The following is a 19,272-nucleotide window of genomic DNA, read 5'->3' on the forward strand; positions in this document are numbered from 1 at the left end:
ATACCCATCATGAATGCCGTATCATCTTCCCAGGTCAATATCACCGACGTCGTGTTGCGCGACGGCCACCAATCGCTGATTGCCACGCGTCTGCGCACCGAGGACATGCTGCCCGCCTGTGCCAAGCTGGACGCGATCGGCTATCACTCGCTGGAAGTCTGGGGTGGAGCGACTTTCGATGCGTGCGTGCGCTTTCTCAAGGAAGACCCGTGGGAGCGCCTGCGGGCCTTCAAGGAGGCCATGCCCAACACGCCGTTGCAGATGCTGCTGCGCGGGCAGAATTTGCTGGGATACCGCCATTATGCCGATGATGTCGTCGAGCGCTTCGTCGCGCAGTCGGCGGACAACGGCGTCGATGTATTCCGCGTCTTCGATGCGCTCAACGACCTGCGCAACCTGGAAACCGCCATGCGCGCGGTCAAGGCCAGTGGCAAGCACGCCCAGGGCACGATCTGCTACACCGTGAGTCCGGTGCACACCCTGGCGATGTACGTGGACCAGGCCAAGCGCCTGATCGACATGGGCGCCGACTCGATCGCCATCAAGGACATGGCGGGCCTGTTGACGCCGTATGCCACGGGCGAACTGGTGGCGGCGCTGGTCGAGGCCGTGGACGTGCCGGTTCATCTGCATGCCCACGCCACCTCCGGGCTGGCGCCGATGTGTCATCTCAAGGCCGTGGAAGCAGGGTGCCGGCATATCGATACCTGTATCTCGGCATTTGCCGGCGGTACCAGCCATCCGTCGACGGAAGCCATGGTCGCGGCCTTTCAGGGCACCGACTACGATACTGGCCTGGATCTCGAAGCGCTCAAGGAGATTGGCGACTACTTTCGGGGCGTGCGCCAGAAGTATGCCGCCTTCGAAAGCGAGTTCACCCGCGAGGACGTCTCGGTACAGATCAATCAGGTCCCGGGCGGCATGATGTCCAACCTCGCCAATCAGCTCAAGGAACAGAACGCGCTCTCCAAGATCCGCGACGTGTTCAACGAGATCCCGCGCGTGCGCGCCGATCTCGGCTATCCGCCCCTGGTCACGCCGACCTCGCAGATCGTCGGCACCCAGGCGGTGATGAACGTGCTGACCGGCGAGCGCTACAAGACCATCACCAACGAGGTGAAGCGTTATCTCCAGGGGGGGTATGGTCATCCGCCGGCGGCGGTGGACGCTAAGGTACGGCGTCAGGCCATTGGCAATTCCCCGGTGGAAGAAGGCCGTCCCGCCGATCGGTTGAATCCCGAAATGCAGCGCCTGACGAAGGATATCGGTGAACTGGCCGACAGTGAGGAAGACGTGCTGACCTACGCCATGTTCCCCGAGTTGGGGCACGACTATCTTCAGGGACGGCGCGATGGCACGCTGGTGTCGGAGCCGATACCCGCGCCCGACGCGGGAGACGCCAACCGACCGGTCACCGAAGGCGTGCCGACGGAGTTCGTCATCGATGTACACGGCGAGTCCTACGAAGTGCAGATCACCGGCGTGGGCGGGAACAGCGGCGGCAAGCGTCAGGTCTATCTGACGCTCGACGGCATGCCGGAGGAGGTCGTCTTCGAAGCCAAGGACGCCTTCGTCGGCGGTGAGACTCCGGGGCGGGCACGGGCCTCGCAGCCTGGCCATGTCACGACCTCCATGCCTGGCAACATCGTCGATGTCCTGGTCGCCAAGGGTGATCGTGTCGAGGAAGGCCAGGCGGTCTTGATCACCGAGGCGATGAAGATGGAAACCGAGGTCCAGGCACGGGTCTCGGGGACCGTCGAAGCGGTCCACGTCGCCAAGGGCGACCGCGTGACGCCCGGCGAAGTGCTGATCGAGATCACCTGACCGGAAGCCTCGCTCACGCCCGCGGCGCCTCGTGATCGAGTGCGGCGGGCCTGGCTTTCTCGAACAGAGCGCGCACGCGCTCCAGGCGTTTCTGCACGCGATCGCTTTGCGGTTCGCTGGCGTCGAGGATGTGGGTGATGTGCGCCAAGCAGGTGTCGACCTGTGTGGCGTCGTCGCGTGCGATGAGTGTGGGCAGCGCCTCGAGTGCTTCGCGCACGTCGAGCTTGAGAATGAAGAACTGCTCGCGGACCAGCATCTTGAATTGCTGAAGGTCCAGGCTCTTGCCGAGTTCCTCACGCGTGGCCTTGAGGCGCTGAAAATTGCGTTCATCGGTGGCCGACGCCCCGCCCAGGATGTAGATCAAGGCTCGCACCACCGCTTCGCGCGCGCCGCCGCTGGCGATGCGTTCTCGCAAGGCGGCGCGGCGCGTACGCAGGAAGTGTTGGTGTTCAGGCGCGTGTCCGGGGTGCGGGCGCACGCGTGCCATGTCCGGGCCGATGCCGGCAAGCGCCTGTAGCCAGGGTTGGCCGTAGACGGTCATGAACAGTGCTTCGCTAGCGCGGTCGCGCCATTCGCCATAAGCCTCGAGGTTTTCCTCGATACGGGTAGCCACGCTGCGCTCCCACTGCGCCAGAGGGTTGTTCTGTGCAAGCGGTTGGCGCTGGCGGCGAATACGTTCGGCCAGCACCGGTACGGTGGACATCAGTGGGTTGCGGTCGGATAGCAGCTTGTAGCCCAGGCGGATCGGATGCAATCGACGCATCCAGCGCCCCGCTTCCGGCGTCATGACGGCTTGTAGCCACGGCTGTGTGTATTGTTGATACAGCGCCAATCCACTTTCAGACAGACGTGCCACGGTGGCGAAGCGACGCTCGTCATCATCGCGACGTTGCACCAGCGACTGCAGGTCATCGACGCCGCGCGGGCGAAATTCGAGCAGATAATCACCATCGGTCGCATCCTCGGTCGCATCGCGTGGCGTGATGGCGGTTTCGTACAAACCGGGCGGCAGCACGTCGATATAGTCCATGTTGGCGGTGAATTCGGCATGCTCGCGGCGCGAGATGCTGCCCGACACGAAGATGCCCAGATGGCCGGTCGAGTCGTGTACGCAGTAGACGATGGTCTGCTCGTTGGCGACGATGTCGTCCACGCCGTCGTAGAGATCGGATACCCAGCCCAGCGCCTGGGGCGGTGGCGTGATGTTGTCGCCTTGCGAGCAGAACACCACGATGGGTGAGCGGACGTTGCGCAGGTCGATGCGGCGCCCGTCGCGGGTGATCAACTGGGCCGTGCTCAGGCGATTGCCAATGAAGAGGTTGTCGACGATGTACTGTATTTCTTCGGCATTGAGCACGATATGCCCGCCCCACCAGCGCTCGAATTGCAGGTAACGCTCGCTTTCGTCATCGACATTGGCGTAAAGCCGATATTGCTTGCTCCACAGCGTATTGGCTGGGTTGAGGCGCTCGAAATTCTGCACTAGCCAGGCCCCGTCGAACAGGCCTGCACCCAGATCGCCGGCAAGCGCGGTCAACCAGCTGCCGCCCAGCAGCCCACCCGTGTAGCGCATGGGGTAGCGGCCGCGCTCGCCGGCCCAGTAGGACAAGGGGGCGCCAGCGACGAGAATCGGCCCGAAGGCGTCTGGTTCTAGGGCCGCAGCCATCATCAATTGCCAGCCTGCCTGACAGTTGCCGATCACCACGGGCTTTTCATTGGCTTCGGCATGACGCGCCCCGACCGCGCGCATGAAGGCGATTTCGGCATCGACGACATCTTCGACGTGCTGCCCCGGGACCGGAAACGGCAGAAAGCCGATGAAATAACACGGATGCCCGGCGCGCAGGGCGACACCGATTTCGCTATCGGGCTTGAAGCCACCGATGCCAGGCCCATGGCCGGCACGTGGATCGACGATGACGAAAGGGCGCTTGAGCGGGTCGATCATGGTGTCGGCTGGGGGCAGGATACGCATCAATTCATAATTGACCGGGCGCGGCAGGTCGCGGCCATCCATGAGTACTTCGGCCTCGAACCCCAACACGTTGGGTTTGGTTTGTGCCATGTGGTCAAGATACTGGTTGCCACGCCGGCGCATGACATCCCAGTAGAGCACGTTACGTTCGAAGGTATCCTGCCAGTAGTCCTGCGTGGCACGAATCAGGCCGAAGGGGTCTAAAACGGGGCTGGCGGCTTCCAGCCAAGCGGCGTGCATGGGAAACATGAGGAACGCTCCTGGTCACGTGTTGCTGCACTGCAACATTGAGCGTAACCCGAAAACGTCCCTCTGGCATGTGAAATCGATGCATGCTGTCATGCCGAGGCACGCATCGCTGCGCGTCAGGGGGAGGTGCGATTGGACACCCAGTCGCCGGCGTCAGGCACATGGACCGTCACGGCTTGTGATATGGCAGGCGAGGTGATGATGAAGTCTGCGCTGGCCACGTTGGTGGCGACGGGAATGTTCCACAGCGCCGCCAGGCGCAGCAATGCCTTGACATCGGGGTCGTGCGGCATGGGAGCGAAGGGGTCCCAGAAGAACACCAGCAGGTCCAGACGACTTTCAGTGATGAGCGTACCGATCTGCTGGTCGCCGCCCAGCGGGCCGCTCATCAGGCCCTGCACCGCGAGTCCCAGAGTGTCGGAAACGCGCCTTGCCGTGGTGCCCGTACCCACCAGTTCATGCCGCGCCAACGTCTCGCGCCAGCGTGTCGCCCATTCGAGCAGTTCCGGTTTCTTGCCGTCGTGAGCGATCAACGCGATGCGCTTGCGTGCCGGCAAGGTGCGCGTGGCTTGCCGGCGGGGGCGCTGCTCAGTCAATGTCATCGCCTACTTGAATGATCTTCATGGTATTGGTGCCGCCATGCGCATTCATATGATCGCCACGGGTCAGAATGACGTGATCTCCCTGTTTGACGATGCCCAGCGCGATGAGATTGTCGACCGCGTGGCGATTGAACTCGACAGGCGCCAGGTCTTGCGTGTCGAAGGGCAGTGAGACGACCCCGCGATACAAGGCCATGCGACGCTGGGCGACTTCACTGTGCGCCAGGGCGACGATCGGCAAGCCCGAACGAATGCGCGAGGCGATCAGCGGTGTGTAGCCGGTGGCCGTCATGCACACGATGGCGGATACGCCGGTCAGGTGATTGGCGGCATACATCGCCGAGAGTGCTACGGTCTCGTCGACACGGGTAAAGCCTTCATGAATGCGATGCTGCGACTGCTGGGCGGCACGTTCGCGCTCGGCGCCAAGGCACAGGCGTTCCATGGCCTTGATGGTTTCCACCGGATAATGGCCTGCAGCGGTCTCGGCGGAGAGCATGACGGCGTCAGTGCCGTCGAGCACGGCATTGGCAACGTCGAATACCTCGGCGCGCGTGGGCAGGGGCGACTCGATCATCGACTCCATCATCTGGGTCGCGGTGATCACCACTTTGTTAAGGCTACGGGCATGCTGGATGATGCGCTTCTGCACGCCGATCAACTGGGCGTCGCCGATTTCCACGCCGAGGTCGCCGCGCGCCACCATGACGGCTTCACTGGCACGGATGATGTCATTCAAGGTGTCGTCATCGGCGACCGCTTCGGCACGCTCGACCTTGGCGACCAGGCCGATCTCGCTTCCCGCTTCACCGAGCAAGTCGCGGGCCAGGCGCATGTCATCGCCGTGGCGCGGAAAAGACACGGCGAGGTAGTCGACGCCGATGTCGATGGCGGTCTTGAGATCCTCGCGGTCCTTGTCCGTCAATGCCGAGGCGGAAAGGCCGCCGCCTTGCTTGTTGATGCCCTTGTTGTTGGACAGCTTGCCGCCGACCTTGACCGTGGTATGAACCGCCGGGGCGTCGACACGTTCGACCTGGAGTTCCAGGCGCCCATCGTCGAGCAGCAGTACATCGCCGGGGGCAACGTCATCGGCCAAGTCCTTGTAATCGCAGCCCACCTGCGTCGTGTCGCCGGCATCGCGTTCCAGGGAAACGTCGATGATGAAAGGCTGGCCTTGCTCGAGTACGACGGCCTCGTCCTTGAAGCGCGCAATACGGATCTTGGGACCTTGCAGGTCGCCCAGGGCGGCGACGGTGCGGCCGGCACGAGCGGCTGCATCGCGTACCGCCTTCAGCCGCCGCCGGTGATCGTCGGCGGAGCCGTGGGAGAAATTGAGTCGTACCACGTCGACGCCTGCGGCGATCATGTCATCGAGGACACCTTCGCGATCGCTGGCCGGGCCCAGGGTCGCGACGATCTTGGTGCGGCGAATCGGACCGTGAAACGCATTCTGCATGGAATTCTCCTTGGCCTCATTGACAGTAATGGCGGCTCGCGCGAGCCATGTCGTTATTTTACTACATTGTGCCTGATCATCTCGACCGGCGCGATGTCCTGCGGCAGCGTACCACTTTTCCCATGATGGACATGCACATAGGTTGGATGACGCGGAGAGTGCTTGCCAGTCTCATTGCCGGGTTGGCATGCCGGTCGGGCGACGGTTTTTGCTTGCCGTCGGTCAGGCGTCGCGTCTAGTGTTCTCCGAGTCAGCAATGCGCAGTCGTCATGTGCCGGGCTCGGCGGCTTGCATGGCGACGGACTGGCGCGTAACGAGGCGCTAAGGTAGGGTAGGCGCATTTTTCGCCGGGCGGTCCCCGGTCACGACATCACTGCCGACGCCTTGTTAAAGAGCGTCGGCCATGCGAGCGGAGCATTATGGGCAAGTCACTGGTCATCGTGGAGTCGCCGGCCAAGGCCAAGACGATCAACAAGTATCTCGGCAACGATTTCGTGGTGAAATCGAGTGTCGGGCACATCCGTGACTTGCCGACGAGTGGCAGCGGCAAGAATGCCACCGATCCCAAGGAACGGGCCCGCCAGGCAGCGGCGACACGCAAGATGTCGCCCGACGAAAAAGCCGTCTATAAAAAGCACAAGCAGTGGAGTCAGCTCGTGCGGCGCATGGGCATCGACCCCGAGCACGGTTGGGAAGCCGATTACCAGATTCTGCCGGGCAAGGAGAAGGTCGTCGCCGAACTCAAGAAGCATGCAGAAAAGGCCGACGCCGTCTATCTCGCGACCGACCTGGACCGTGAAGGGGAAGCGATCGCCTGGCACTTGCAGGAAACCATCGGCGGTGATGCGTCTCGCTATCGTCGCGTGGTTTTCAACGAGATCACCAAGAATGCCATTCAGGAGGCGTTCAAGACGCCCGGCGAGCTGGACCTTTCTCGCGTCGAGGCGCAGCAGGCACGGCGTTTCCTGGACCGCGTCGTCGGCTTCATGCTGTCGCCATTGCTGTGGAGCAAGATCGCGCGGGGACTGTCGGCGGGCCGAGTGCAATCGGTGGCGGTGCGTTTGATCGTCGAACGCGAACGAGAGATTCGCGCCTTCGTCCCCGAGGAGTTCTGGGATGTCCATGCCGATCTGGTGCCTGCAAAGGGCGATAAGGCGCCGGTCCGCTTTGAGGTGGTGCGTCATCAAGGCCAGGCGTTTCGCCCCACTTCTGAACAGGAAACGCTAGAGCGCATTGCGCCGCTGCGTGAGGCGGCGCTGGCGATCACCGAGCGTGAAACCAAGCCGACACGCTCCAAACCGAATGCCCCGTTCATCACCTCGACCCTGCAGCAGGCCGCCAGTGGACGCCTCGGGTTCTCGGTGAAGAAGACCATGACGCTGGCGCAGCGTCTCTACGAGGCGGGGTACATCACCTATATGCGTACCGACTCGACCAATCTGTCGCAAGACGCGGTGGAGGGGGCCCGGGCGTATATCGACGAACGCTTCGGTCAGGCGTACTTGCCTGAGTCGCCCAACCGTTATGCCAGCAAGGAGGGCGCGCAGGAAGCACACGAGGCGATTCGTCCTACCGAGGTGACGCAAGATGCTGACGATCTCGCGGTGGAGCGCGATGCGCAGCGCCTTTACGAGTTGATCTGGCGCCAGTTCGTGGCCTGCCAGATGGTGCCGGCGGAGTACCTGGCGACGACGCTTACCGTCGAGGCTGAAGGGTTCGAGCTCAAGGCGCGAGGTCGGGTGCTCAAGTTCGATGGTTACACGCGGGTGATGAAGCCGGCAGCCAAGAAAGAGGAAGACCAGGCGCTGCCGGATCTCGAGAAAGGGCAATCGATGACCCTGCAGGCCCTCGACCCCCAGCAGCATTTTACCAAGCCGACGGCGCGTTATACCGAGGCGAGCCTGGTCAAGGAGCTCGAAAAACGCGGCATCGGCCGGCCTTCCACCTATGCCTCGATCATTTCCACGATTCAGGATCGCGGTTACGTCAAGCTCGAGAGTCGCCGTTTCTATGCCGAGAAGCTGGGTGATATCGTCACCGACCGGCTGGCCGAATCGTTCAGCGACCTGATGGATTATGGCTTCACTGCCCGCATGGAAGATCATCTCGACGAGATCGCCACCGGCAACCGCGAATGGCGTGAGCTGCTGGACGCTTTCTATGCCGAGTTCAAGGCCAAGCTCGAGCATGCCGAGGCCGAAGAAGGCATGCGGCCGAATCAACCGGTGCCGACGGATATCGACTGTCCCACTTGTGGCCGCAAGATGCAGATTCGCACGGCATCGACCGGCGTCTTCCTGGGGTGTTCGGGCTACAATCTGCCCCCCAAGGAGCGGTGCAAGACGACCATCGACCTTATCCCCGGGGATGAAGCGGTGGCGTCGGATGCCGATGATGAAGCTGAAACCGAAGCCTTGCGCGCCAAGCGTCGTTGCCCGGAATGCGGCACGGCGATGGACAGCTACCTGATCGACGAGACGCGCAAGCTGCATATTTGTGGCAATAGCCCCGATTGCACCGGATATGAAGTCGAGCAAGGCAAGTTTCGTATCAAGGGGTATGATGGCCCGACCATCGAGTGCGACAAGTGCGGCAGCGAGATGCAGCTCAAGTCCGGGCGTTTCGGCAAGTATTTCGGCTGTACCAACGAGAACTGCAAGAATACCCGCAAGCTGCTCAAGAGCGGCGAAGTCGCACCCCCCAAGATGGACCCGATCCCCATGCCTGAGCTGGCCTGCCAGAAAGTCGAGGATCATTACGTCTTGCGCGATGGTGCCAGCGGCCTGTTCCTGGCGGCCAGTCAATTTCCCAAGAACCGTGAAACGCGTCCGCCTTTGGTCAAGGAACTCAAGGCGCACCGCGATGAATTGCCCGACAAGTATCGCTTCTTGCTGGATGCGCCGAGTGAAGACCCGGATGGGCATGACGCGCAGATTCGTTTCTCGCGCAAGACCAAGAGTCAGTACGTGATGAGTGAGCGTGACGGCAAGGCCAGCGGTTGGCGTGCCGAATTCGAAGACGGTAAGTGGCGGATCGAGGATAAGCGTAAATGACGCCGAGAGGTCGTACCAATCAGTTGCTCTACCATGCTCAGCTGTTATTGGATACCGGCTGGGCCGACGACGAGCATACCGATGCCCGGCGCATGGCGCATGAAGAAGGTGCCTTGGCAACGCTGGAGCTGGCGCTCAATGCAGCGCTGCGTGAGCTGACCGAGCATGCGCAACTCTCGCGGCACGACTGGCGTGAGCTGCTGGCCGATCAAGGCCCGGCGCTAGCGGGCGTCGTGCAACTGCGTGAGCTGGCACGGCGTGAAGGCAGCTGGCTAGCGCGCCTGCTGGCGCGTCTCGAGGCGTTGCATGACATCGAGGGTGCCGCGCGTCGCCAGACGGGTGATTCGAGCATGATTGCCAGCGCCTCGGGAATGGCCTTGTCCGATGAGCTCGACGCCTGTATCGCGGCGTTCAAGGCGCAGCTCGCAGAACTGCGCGAGACCAGCGAGGAGTGGTGACGCCGCCCATCTGCGGTGGTATCCTGTCGGCAATGAAAAGAAACGACCATGGCGATAGCCTTGGTCGTTTTTTATTGGGATAAACGGGAGAATATAGCGTGTCCGATACCGCGATTCTGGAAATCGTCGAGTTGGCCGATGGTGAAGTCGTGCTGCGGCCCTCCGACAGTGACGGCGATCCATTGGTAAGCATTCGTTTCTCGGAAGAGGCGTTGGATCTATTGCGTCAGAGCCGCTTCGAGGTGGCGCGCCAGATGATCGATCATGCGATCACGCGGACGCGTCTGTGGGAGGGGAGCGAAGAAGAAGCGCCGGAGGCGCCGGAAACGGTGCATTGATCTGCAGTACCCGTTGATCGACACTCAGGGTGATCGCTGCCATGTCCGGTCGTCGACAAGGCGCAATGTCTCGTCGTGGATACCGTCATGAATTTCCTTCATGCAGACTTGAAGGAAATGCAGTGGTCATGCGCGCTTTGGCGCGGCAAAGTGAGCGCCCTAATCATCGAGCCGAGAGTCGAGAAACGCCATGAGCCAGTATCAGCCTCCATTTCGTGCCGACACCGTGGGTAGCCTGTTGCGCAGCGATGAGCTCAAGCAGGCGAGACGTCGCTTTCACGCTGGAGAAACGGACTATTCGGTACTACGTGACGTCGAGGATGCCGAAATTCGGCGCGTCGTCGCCCAGCAGGAAGCGCTGGGCCTCAAGGCGGTGACCGATGGCGAGTTTCGGCGCGCCTGGTGGCATTTCGATTTCCTCGAAGGCCTCAAGGGTGTGGAGGGCTATACGTCGGATCAGGGCATTCAGTTTCAGGGTCGCCAGACATCGGCGCGCAGCGTGCGCGTGACGGACAAGCTAGGGTTCGATCCCGAGCATCCGATGCTTGGGCATTTCCGTTTCCTGGCAGATACCGTCGCCAGGGCGACGCCGAAGATGACGCTGCCGAGCCCGAGCGTGCTGCACTTCCGCGGCGGTCGCCGTAATATCGACAGCAGTGTTTACCCGTCGCTGGATACCTTCTTCGCCGATCTGGCCGACACCTACCGCGATGTGATCAAGCACTTTTATGCAGCAGGCTGCCGGTACCTGCAGCTCGATGACACGGTATGGGCATACCTGTGTTCCGATAAGGAACTGGCGGCGGCGCGTGAGCGAGGCGAGGATGCCGATCGCCTGCAACACATCTATGCCGAGGTGCTCAACCACGCCCTGGCCGAGCGCCCCCGCGACCTGCATGTCAGCCTGCATGTCTGTCGCGGCAACTTCCGCTCGACATGGATCAGCGAAGGCGGCTACGAGCCGGTGGCCGAGACGCTGCTGGGTCGGGTCGATGTCGATGCCTACTTCCTGGAATACGATACCGAGCGTGCGGGCGGCTTCGAGCCGCTACGCTTCTTGCCTGAAGGGCACAAGCAAGCCGTGTTGGGGCTGATTACCAGTAAAAGCGGTGAACTCGAGCCTGCCGATACGGTGAGCGCTCGCATCGCCGAGGCCTCGCGCTATGCGCCGCTGTCCCAGCTGTGCCTGAGTCCGCAGTGCGGTTTCGCCTCCACCGAGGAAGGCAATCTGCTTAGCGAGACGCAGCAATGGGATAAGCTGCGCCATGTAGTGGATATCGCCAAGGCCGTCTGGCAGGACTGAGCTGCAACGCTTGCGCGTCTTGTATTGTGCGCCTCCGCATGGGTATGTGGGGGCGCTTTGTCGTATGGAGACCTCGTCTCTCAGGAGCGTTGTTGCCAGGCATTTATGGCGGATCAGCGTGCCATGTAATAGAAAGTTACCGCCTTTATATGGGCAATTCTGACGCTTTTTGGCCTCATCGGTGTGGCCAAATGGCGACGAATGGAAGCCTCTGTAGCGCGTGATCACGGCCAGCGTGGGAAAATTTAACGTCTCCCAGGCAATTGAGGTTGGCGATATTAGCGGTATTCGTATTATCCTGTGAGCGGTACATGAGGGACCTGATGTATCAGGACTTCATCACCATTCACAGAAAGGCTTTCAAGGAGAACGCAGATGTTGTCCAACAGTAAGAACACGCTCAAGCTTCTGGTTGCCGCAGGCTCTCTGGCCGTGCTGGCCGGTTGTGCTTCTAACCAGGAAGCGATGAAGAGCGATATCGCTCAGGCACAGGCCGATGCGTCTGAAGCCAAGAGCATGTCTCAGCAGGCGATGAACGCTGCGCAACAGGCTCAACGTGATGCGCAGGCTGCGCTTGAAGCGGCTCAGCGTAATCGTGCCGCGATGGATCGTATGTTCGAAAAGTCCATGCGCAAGTAATAGCTTGTCAGCATGAACATGGGCGGCGCTTTGCGTCCGCCCTGGAAAAGGGTTCCGCCACCGGTGGGACCCTTTTTTATGGAGGGAGTCGATTGACGCAGGGATGACGCTACCTGGGGAGTTCAGTGTAGGCTAGCGCCTTGTCACGATGATGCGGAGTGGAACATGAAGCGTTGGATGCAAGCCTTGGTGATGGCCCTGGCGGGATTGGCGTTGTTGGTCGTGGGTGGGTCATATGCACTGGCGGCTGCCGATGATGAGGTCTGGGTCTTGATCGACGAGAGTACCGCCACGCTTGATATTTATCGCGGCGATACGCGTATCGAACGTTTCGAGCCTGTTTCGCTGGGGCGTGGGGGGGCGGCGCGCCTGCGACTGAAGGGCAGTGAGATGACCCCGACGGGCGAGTTTCATATCAATCGAATCAATCGCGATAGCAAGTTCCGTACCTTCCTGGGGTTGAACTATCCCAAGCTCGAGACCGCGCGTCGGGCGCTGCGGGCCGGGGTGATGTCGCCGACCGAGTACGCTGATTTCCAGGAGGCCTATTATCGTAATGGCACGCCGCCACAGAATACGGTGTTGGGTGGCTATATTGGCATTCATGGCCTGGGGGCCGGCGATCCCGAGATTCACCGGCTCTTCAACTGGACGGAAGGCTGCGTGGCGGTCACTAACGATCAAATAGACGAATTGACGCGGCTGGTGTCGATCGGCACGCGCGTGGTGATCCGGGGGGATGACGACACCTCGATCGTCCCCCCGGGTGACCCGTTGCAAACGAGTATTCAGACCCCGATGGATTGATAAAGCAGCGGTGGCGGCGACGGCAAGGCATCGTACAGGCTGCCTGGCATGGGAACTCGCGGTGCCTTTTCTGGCTTGGGCGCGACATTCAGCGCGACCAGGGTGCCACTGGACATCAGCACGGCGTTTGTCAGGCGTCGATGATCGATATCGTCCTTTATCTGGTGATGCGTCAAGGTCGCGACGAGTGCTTCACTGGCGTCCAGGACGCGCTTGAGCACCGGTGACTGCCGGTCCTCCTCCAGGAGCGGGAAGGACTGCACGTAAAGCGTCCCGTCGCGCCAGCCGAACTTGGTCGGCTGGCTGATCAGGTTGACGTTGGTGCCGACGGGAAGCTTGCCGAAAAGGTGTTCGACGTCTTCTGGATACATGCGAATACAGCCGTGGGTCACGCGCATGCCGATACCTTGCGGCCGGTTGGTGCCATGAATCAGGTAACCGGGGATGGCCAGGCGCATCTTGTATTGGCCCAGTGGGTTGTCAGGCCCTGGCGGAACCACGTTAGGAAGCTCCCGGCCGTCTGCGGCATGCTCTTCGATGATCGACTGGGGGGGATACCAGGCCGGGTTTTTCTGCTTGGCGGTAATCCGCGTCTCACCCAGAGGGGTAGACCAATCCATGCGTCCGACGCTGATGGCATATGTTTCCACCTGGGCCGGTTTGCCGTCTTCCGACGGCGGATAGTAATAAAGGCGCATCTCGGGAATATTGACCACGACCCCTTGGTGCGCGGCCTCGGGCAGTATGAACCGGGAGGGTATCGTGACCTCGGTGCCTTCACCGGGATACCAGACACTGATACCCGGGTTGGCGCGACGCATCGCTTCATAGCCAACGCCATACCGGCGGCCAATGTCGAGTAATGTGTCTTGTTTTTCGGTCTCGATGACGCGCGCCTTGCCGACGATGTTCCCGTTCTCGGGGACCACGAAGCGTGTAACACCTTTGTCGTGGGGCGGCGCTGTGTCTTGCGGCAAGCCGGCTGCTTCGGGAGTGATCACGGGCCCAGGGGCGGTGTCGGCCAGTCCCGTCGTGGAGAGTGAGAGCAAGGTGGCCAGCCATAAGGGCGTTAGGCCGCGGGAAGTAACCGGCATGGATATGGACTCTTTTTCGGTCAGGCAAGTGGCGGATGCCACGATCACCTGCATTCTGGCGTATTTTCATGCCGACACAAGCCATGCGTCAGCTTGTAACGCGCATCCGTGCGTCTGTGAGGGTCGATAGAGCGCCCGTATGACGGGCGCCACTGGTTACGCTGCCTGGGTCTTGCGATTGAGCTGTTCGAGTAACGCTTCGAGCAGCGAAAAGCGCTGTTCCTCGTCGCTCATGTCACCTTCGAAGCGTAATGTATCGGCACCATCCAACCGGTAGTGCGCTGGGTCCTGTTGGATCATATGCACCAGCGTCATGGGATCGACGGCGGTTTGTGTGCCGAAAGTGAGACGGCCCCGCTCGGCGCCGGCCTCGAGGCGCACGATGCCTAGACGTTCGGCACGCTGACGTAGCCGGGTTTGACGGAAAAGCGTCTTGAGCGGCCCTGGCAGCAGGCCGAAACGGTCGATCATCTCGACCTGCAACTCCTTGAGTTCGGCTTCATCCTCGGCGTTGGCGATGCGCTTGTACATGATCAGGCGCTGCTGTACGTCGGGCAGGTAATCGCTGGGAATCAATGACGGCAAGTTGAGGCTGACTTCCACGCCATCGTCCAGCGGAGACTCGATATTGGGTGTCTTGCCGCTCTTGATGGCCTTGACCGCTCGGTCGAGCATTTGCATGTAGAGGCTGTAACCCACCGTTTCCATCTGGCCGCTTTGTTCATCGCCCAGCAGTTCGCCGGCGCCGCGAATCTCCATGTCGTGACTGGCGAGGGTGAAGCCGGCCCCGAGATCTTCTGCCTGGCTGATCGCCTCGAGGCGCTTGAGCGCATCCTTGGTCATGGCCTTGGGGGGTGGCGTGAGCAGGTAGGCATACGCCTGATGGTGGCTGCGTCCGACGCGACCGCGGAGTTGGTGCAGCTGCGCGAGTCCGAACTTGTCGGCGCGTTCGATGATGATGGTATTGGCACTGGGCACGTCGATGCCGGTCTCAATGATCGTCGAACACACCAGCACGTTGAAACGCTTGTGATAGAAGTCCGACATCACGCGTTCCAGCGAACGCTCGGGCAACTGGCCGTGGGCAACGGCCACGCGAGCCTCCGGCACGAGCTCGGCAATGCGCTCGGCAGTCGTTTCTATCGTCTTGACTTCGTTATGCAGGAAGTAGACCTGGCCGCCGCGCAGAATTTCGCGTAGCAGGGCTTCTTTCAGGACGCCTTCGTTGCGCTGTTGCACGAAGGTCTTGACCGATAGGCGGCGCGCCGGGGGCGTGGCGATGATCGAAAGATCGCGAATGCCGCTCATCGCCATGTTCAAGGTGCGGGGAATCGGCGTCGCGGTGAGCGTGAGGATGTCGATCTCGGCGCGTAGGCTCTTGAGCTTTTCCTTCTGCGAGACGCCGAAGCGGTGTTCCTCGTCGATGATCAATAGTCCCATGTTCGGGAGCGACATCGTCTTGGAGAGCAGCTTGTGGGTGCCGATGACGATATCGGCACGGCCTTCGTTGATGCGCTCCAGCGACGCTTGCTGCCCCTTGCCGGCGGTGAAGCGCGAGAGCAGTTCGATCTGTACGGCGGTATCCGCGAAGCGGTCGCGGAAATTGTCATAATGCTGTTGGGCCAGCAGGGTCGTGGGGACCAATACCACGACTTGGCGACCGGAGTGCACGGCGAGAAAGGCCGCGCGCATGGCGACTTCGGTCTTGCCGAAGCCCACGTCGCCGCAGACCACGCGGTCCATGGGGCGCGGCGCGGTCATGTCGTCGATGACCGCATCGATGGCAGCATGTTGGTCGGGTGTTTCCTCGAAAGGAAAACTGGCCGTGAAGCGTGCGTATTCCTCGTCGGGGGCGTCGCAGGCGAAGCCCTCGCGCGCCTCGCGCCGGGCATAGGTATCCAGCAACTCGGCGGCGGTATCACGTACTTTCTCGGCCGCCTTGCGCTTGGCCTTGTCCCAGGTGTCCGAGCCGAGCTTATGTAGCGGCGCCAGTTCATCCGTCGCGCCGGCATAACGCGAGATGAGATGCAGGCTATCCACCGGAACGTAGAGCTTGGCGCCGCCGGCGTATTCCAGCGCCAGGAATTCGGCGGCCTGGCCGCCGGCTTCCAACGTCTCGAGTCCTTGGTAGCGGCCCACGCCATGGCTTTGATGGACCACTGGAGACCCGGGGCTCAATTCCGCCAGATGGCGAACGGCGAGTTCGTTGTCATCGGTCACCCGACCCCGACGGCGTGCTTGGCGAACGACATCGCCGTACAGCTCGGTTTCGGTGATGACGCAGGTCGCGGGGCTGTCGAGCCATAGCCCTTCATCGAGGCTGCCCGCGCAAATCGCCAGCGGCGCGCTGCCATCCAGGAAGTGTTGCCAGCCATCGGCCACGGCCAGAGGACGCCCCAGCGGAGCGAGCGTCTCTTCCAGCGCTTCGCGGCGCCCGCTCGACTCGGCGACCAGCAAGACGCGTGGTGCGTCGGGCGCCCCGAGAAACGCCTCCAGTTTGGCCAGGGGGTGATGACCCCGTGCGTGAATGGCCACCTCCGGGAGGGGGTGCGTGGCCGGTATCTTGGCATGAGGATGGGGGTCGTCGTCGTCGATCAAGGCCACGCGCGGGTGCTGCTTGATGGAGGCGAACACCTCCGGCACGGGGACGAAGGCACGCGCCGGCGGCAGTAAGGGACGCGTGGGATCGACGCCGAGATTGTCATAGCGGCTTTCGATGGCGCTCCAATGATGTTCGGCGGCGTCATGCACGCCAGGCATCAGGGCGATGCGCGTATGTGCGTTCAGATGCTCGAACAGGGTGGCCGTTTCCTCGAAGAAAAGCGGCAGGTACTGTTCCAGCCCTGGCGAGGGGATGCCTTTGAGCGCATCGTTGTAAAGCGGGCACTGGCGCGGATCGACATCGAACAGCGTCTCGAAGCCCTCGCGGAAACAGGCGATGGCCGATCGCGACAGCGAGTATTCGTGTGCCGGCAGCAGTTCCACGCGCTCGATCTTGTCCAGCGAGCGCTGTGTGTCGGGATCGAAATAGCGCAGCGTATCGACTTCATCATCGAACAGGTCGATGCGCAGGGGGTGGTCGCTCCCCATGGGGTAGAGGTCGATCAAGGCGCCGCGAAACGCGTACTCGCCTGGCTCGTAAACGGTCTCCACCGCGCGGTAACCGGCGCGTGAGAGGCGCTCCCGAAAACCTTCCCGATCGAGTTGCATGCCCCTGTGCAGGGTGAGCACGCGACCGGCGATGTAATCGGTGGGCGGAAGGCGCTGCATCAAGGTATTGATGGGCACCACGACAATGCCGCGTGTTCCTTCCTGCAGTCGGCGCAACGTCTTGAGACGCGTCGAGACGATGTCCTGATGCGGGGAAAAGCTGTCGTAGGGCAAGGTTTCCCAATCCGGAAACGACAGGATGGGGTGATCAGCGAAGAACTGCAGTGCACTTTCGAGTCTTTGGGCATTGGCGGTGTCGGGTGCCACGACCATCAGCGGGGCGTCGTCGGCGAGGCGTGCCAATGCCAGGGCACTCGCGGCGGCGTGCGGACGTTGCCAGTAGACAGTATCGCGCACGCCCTGAGGATGCGGTGGATCTAGCGGTGAAAAATACGACATGATGCGCTTCAGTTTCTAAGTCGAGATGATGATAGCAGGCAAACAGGAATCGGGGCGATGCGTGGGGATTCAAAGCCAGGCCCGGCAACGATCTTGTAGTCGAAAATAACTGTGTGAAGCGGTATTCAATGCCTGTTTTTGGCCCTGTAGTCAAGGCCCTATTGGTGTAGTGGAATTACATCCCATGCGACCAAGCAAGCCTTGCTATGCGTGTAAAAAGCTCAGGATAATACGTTCGTTTTTCGTTCCCCGCTGCCATGACGAGGCCCGCCGTGAGTCAGGAAAAGCTCGAGACCTATTTTCAGGATTGGCAAGAAAATGAAGCCTTGGCCGAGGAGATGATCCCGCTGCTGGGGCGCCTGTACCGCAAGTACAATGTCGTGCCGTCCTTGTACGGGCGCTCGTTGATCAACCGCTCGGTCATCCGCATCCTCAAGAACCATCGTTACGTCAAGAAGGTCGAGGGCATCGAGCTCTCGGTGCGTGACACGTTGCCCATGGTCAAGGCGATGACCGAGCTCGATCTGGGGCCGGCGCACATCGATATCGGCAAGCTGGGGGTGGCCTTCAAGCGCTCCGAGCAAGACGACGTCAGAGCCTTCCTCGAAACGGAACTGGCCGATATCGTGGGACGCCATGCCGAGACCGGCATGGGGGGCGAGCCCAAGGATGTCGTGCTCTACGGTTTCGGGCGCATCGGTCGCTTGCTGGCGCGTATCCTGATCGAGAAGGCCGGGGGCGGAAACCTGCTGCGTTTGCGTGCCATCGTGGTACGGGGTGCAGGTGACGACCTCGAGAAGCGTGCCAGTCTTTTGCGTCGCGATAGCGTGCATGGGCCGTTCGCCGGCACGATCCGCGTCGATCATGAGAACGAGGCGATCATTGCCAACGGCAACTACATTCAGGTCATTCACGCCGATTCGCCCAGTGAGATCGATTACACCGCGTATGGGATCGACAATGCCCTGGTGGTCGATAACACCGGCAAATGGCGCGACGAGGACGGGCTGTCCCAGCACCTGGCATCAAAGGGGGTGGCCAAGGTGTTGCTGACGGCGCCGGGCAAGGGCGGCGTCAAGAATATCGTGCATGGCATCAATCATGACGAGATCACCGACGATGATCGCGTGATCTCGGCGGCGTCGTGCACCACCAATGCGATCGTGCCCATCCTCAAGGCGGTCAATGACGAGTTCGGCATCGCGCACGGGCATGTCGAGACGGTGCATGCCTACACCAACGATCAGAACCTCATCGACAACTACCACAAGGGCGATCGCCGTGGGCGCAGCGCCGCGCTCAACATGGTGCTGACGGAAACCGGCGCCGCCAAGGCCGTGGCCAAGGCACTGCCCGAACTTTCGGGCAAACTCTCCGGCAATGCCATTCGCGTTCCGACGCCTGACGTGTCCATGGCCATTCTCAATCTTACGCTGGATAAGGCCACCGACCGTGAAGCGGTGAACGAGTACTTGCGCAACATGGCCTTGCATTCCCGCATGCAAAAGCAGATCGATTACGTCGACTCGCCGGAGGTGGTGTCGTCGGATTTCGTGGGCAATCGCCATGCCGGTATCGTCGACGCCCAGGCGACCATTGCCGATGATCGTCAGGTCGTGCTCTACGTCTGGTACGACAACGAGTTCGGCTATAGCTGTCAGGTCGTGCGTATCCTGCAGCACATGTCCAACGTGCGTTTCGTTTACTTGCCCCGCGAGATGCACTGAACGCGCCTCGTTTCGCCTTCCGCGCCCCGTTCTCGGGGCGCCGTCATCGCCCGTGCCCGTCATCGCAAGCCTCATACTGCCCATGGTTATGTAGTCATTCGGGGCTCGTCTCTCTATAATGGTGCCCGATTTTGGGGA

13 protein-coding genes are annotated in these 19,272 nt (G+C 61.5%); 8 read left to right on the forward strand and 5 right to left on the reverse strand.

Features of this window, described 5'->3' with window-relative positions; all coding sequences use genetic code 11:
* Positions 1–9 precede the first annotated feature (9 nt).
* On the forward strand, positions 10–1,824 hold the full coding sequence (gene oadA / locus C8E00_RS02000) for a sodium-extruding oxaloacetate decarboxylase subunit alpha (RefSeq protein ID WP_133693877.1): 1,815 nt from the start codon (positions 10–12) through the stop codon (positions 1,822–1,824).
* Positions 1,825–1,837: 13 nt separating this feature from the next.
* Here oadA and C8E00_RS02005 read toward each other — a convergent pair whose 3' ends face one another.
* From C8E00_RS02005 to pyk, 3 genes are all read right to left on the reverse strand, one after another.
* A complete protein-coding gene (locus C8E00_RS02005) occupies positions 1,838–4,048 on the reverse strand; it encodes a DUF3141 domain-containing protein (protein ID WP_133693879.1) in 2,211 nt (736 codons plus the stop codon).
* Between the two features lie 116 nt (positions 4,049–4,164).
* Complete coding sequence (locus C8E00_RS02010) at positions 4,165–4,644, reverse strand: methylglyoxal synthase (RefSeq protein WP_133693881.1); 480 nt, start codon at positions 4,642–4,644, stop codon at positions 4,165–4,167.
* Positions 4,637–6,106, reverse strand: a complete 1,470-nt coding sequence (gene pyk, locus C8E00_RS02015) for a pyruvate kinase (RefSeq protein ID WP_133693883.1) — start codon at positions 6,104–6,106, stop codon at positions 4,637–4,639. The genes C8E00_RS02010 and pyk overlap by 8 nt, the downstream gene beginning before the upstream one ends.
* Before the next feature lie 419 nt (positions 6,107–6,525).
* On the opposite strand from pyk, the gene topA reads away from it, so the two are divergent.
* The 6 genes from topA (at position 6,526) to C8E00_RS02045 (ending at position 12,704) form a co-directional block, all read left to right on the forward strand.
* Positions 6,526–9,159 (forward strand): type I DNA topoisomerase, encoded by a 2,634-nt coding sequence (topA, locus tag C8E00_RS02020; protein WP_133693885.1) that lies wholly within the window; start codon positions 6,526–6,528, stop codon positions 9,157–9,159.
* Positions 9,156–9,617, forward strand: coding sequence for a DUF6586 family protein (locus C8E00_RS02025; protein WP_133693888.1), 462 nt, complete (start codon positions 9,156–9,158; stop codon positions 9,615–9,617). The genes topA and C8E00_RS02025 overlap by 4 nt, the downstream gene beginning before the upstream one ends.
* 98 nt (positions 9,618–9,715) lie before the next feature.
* Entirely contained in the window at positions 9,716–9,955 is a 240-nt protein-coding gene (locus C8E00_RS02030; protein WP_133693890.1) for a hypothetical protein, read from the forward strand.
* A 190-nt stretch (positions 9,956–10,145) separates the two neighbouring features.
* Complete coding sequence (locus C8E00_RS02035; protein WP_133693893.1) at positions 10,146–11,258, forward strand: cobalamin-independent methionine synthase II family protein; 1,113 nt, start codon at positions 10,146–10,148, stop codon at positions 11,256–11,258.
* A 375-nt stretch (positions 11,259–11,633) separates the two neighbouring features.
* On the forward strand, positions 11,634–11,897 hold the full coding sequence (locus C8E00_RS02040; protein WP_133693896.1) for an Lpp/OprI family alanine-zipper lipoprotein: 264 nt from the start codon (positions 11,634–11,636) through the stop codon (positions 11,895–11,897).
* 165 nt (positions 11,898–12,062) lie between these two features.
* Positions 12,063–12,704 (forward strand): L,D-transpeptidase family protein, encoded by a 642-nt coding sequence (locus C8E00_RS02045; protein WP_133693900.1) that lies wholly within the window; start codon positions 12,063–12,065, stop codon positions 12,702–12,704.
* On the opposite strand, the gene C8E00_RS02050 is transcribed toward C8E00_RS02045, so the two are convergent.
* Positions 12,686–13,798, reverse strand: coding sequence for a L,D-transpeptidase family protein (locus C8E00_RS02050; protein WP_133693902.1), 1,113 nt, complete (start codon positions 13,796–13,798; stop codon positions 12,686–12,688). The two genes, C8E00_RS02045 and C8E00_RS02050, sit on opposite strands and share 19 nt — an antisense overlap.
* Positions 13,799–13,954: 156 nt before the next feature.
* Positions 13,955–17,407 (reverse strand): transcription-repair coupling factor, encoded by a 3,453-nt coding sequence (gene mfd / locus C8E00_RS02055; protein WP_133693905.1) that lies wholly within the window; start codon positions 17,405–17,407, stop codon positions 13,955–13,957.
* Between the two features lie 272 nt (positions 17,408–17,679).
* On the opposite strand from mfd, the gene C8E00_RS02060 reads away from it, so the two are divergent.
* Entirely contained in the window at positions 17,680–19,134 is a 1,455-nt protein-coding gene (locus C8E00_RS02060) for a glyceraldehyde-3-phosphate dehydrogenase (protein WP_133693907.1), read from the forward strand.
* Positions 19,135–19,272 lie beyond the last annotated feature (138 nt).

Origin of the sequence: Chromohalobacter marismortui (assembly GCF_004364315.1) — a bacterium.
In the GTDB taxonomy this organism is placed as follows: domain Bacteria; phylum Pseudomonadota; class Gammaproteobacteria; order Pseudomonadales; family Halomonadaceae; genus Chromohalobacter; species Chromohalobacter marismortui.

Coding starts and splice junctions, on each gene's coding strand:
- C8E00_RS02035 (WP_133693893.1), top strand. CDS start 10,146: ATGAGCCAGTATCAGCCTCCATTTCGTGCCGACACCGTGGGTAGCCTG.
- topA (WP_133693885.1), top strand. CDS start 6,526: ATGGGCAAGTCACTGGTCATCGTGGAGTCGCCGGCCAAGGCCAAGACG.
- C8E00_RS02050 (WP_133693902.1), bottom strand. CDS start 13,798: ATGCCGGTTACTTCCCGCGGCCTAACGCCCTTATGGCTGGCCACCTTG.
- C8E00_RS02045 (WP_133693900.1), top strand. CDS start 12,063: ATGAAGCGTTGGATGCAAGCCTTGGTGATGGCCCTGGCGGGATTGGCG.
- C8E00_RS02040 (WP_133693896.1), top strand. CDS start 11,634: ATGTTGTCCAACAGTAAGAACACGCTCAAGCTTCTGGTTGCCGCAGGC.
- oadA (WP_133693877.1), top strand. CDS start 10: ATGAATGCCGTATCATCTTCCCAGGTCAATATCACCGACGTCGTGTTG.
- C8E00_RS02025 (WP_133693888.1), top strand. CDS start 9,156: ATGACGCCGAGAGGTCGTACCAATCAGTTGCTCTACCATGCTCAGCTG.
- C8E00_RS02005 (WP_133693879.1), bottom strand. CDS start 4,048: ATGTTTCCCATGCACGCCGCTTGGCTGGAAGCCGCCAGCCCCGTTTTA.
- pyk (WP_133693883.1), bottom strand. CDS start 6,106: ATGCAGAATGCGTTTCACGGTCCGATTCGCCGCACCAAGATCGTCGCG.
- mfd (WP_133693905.1), bottom strand. CDS start 17,407: ATGTCGTATTTTTCACCGCTAGATCCACCGCATCCTCAGGGCGTGCGC.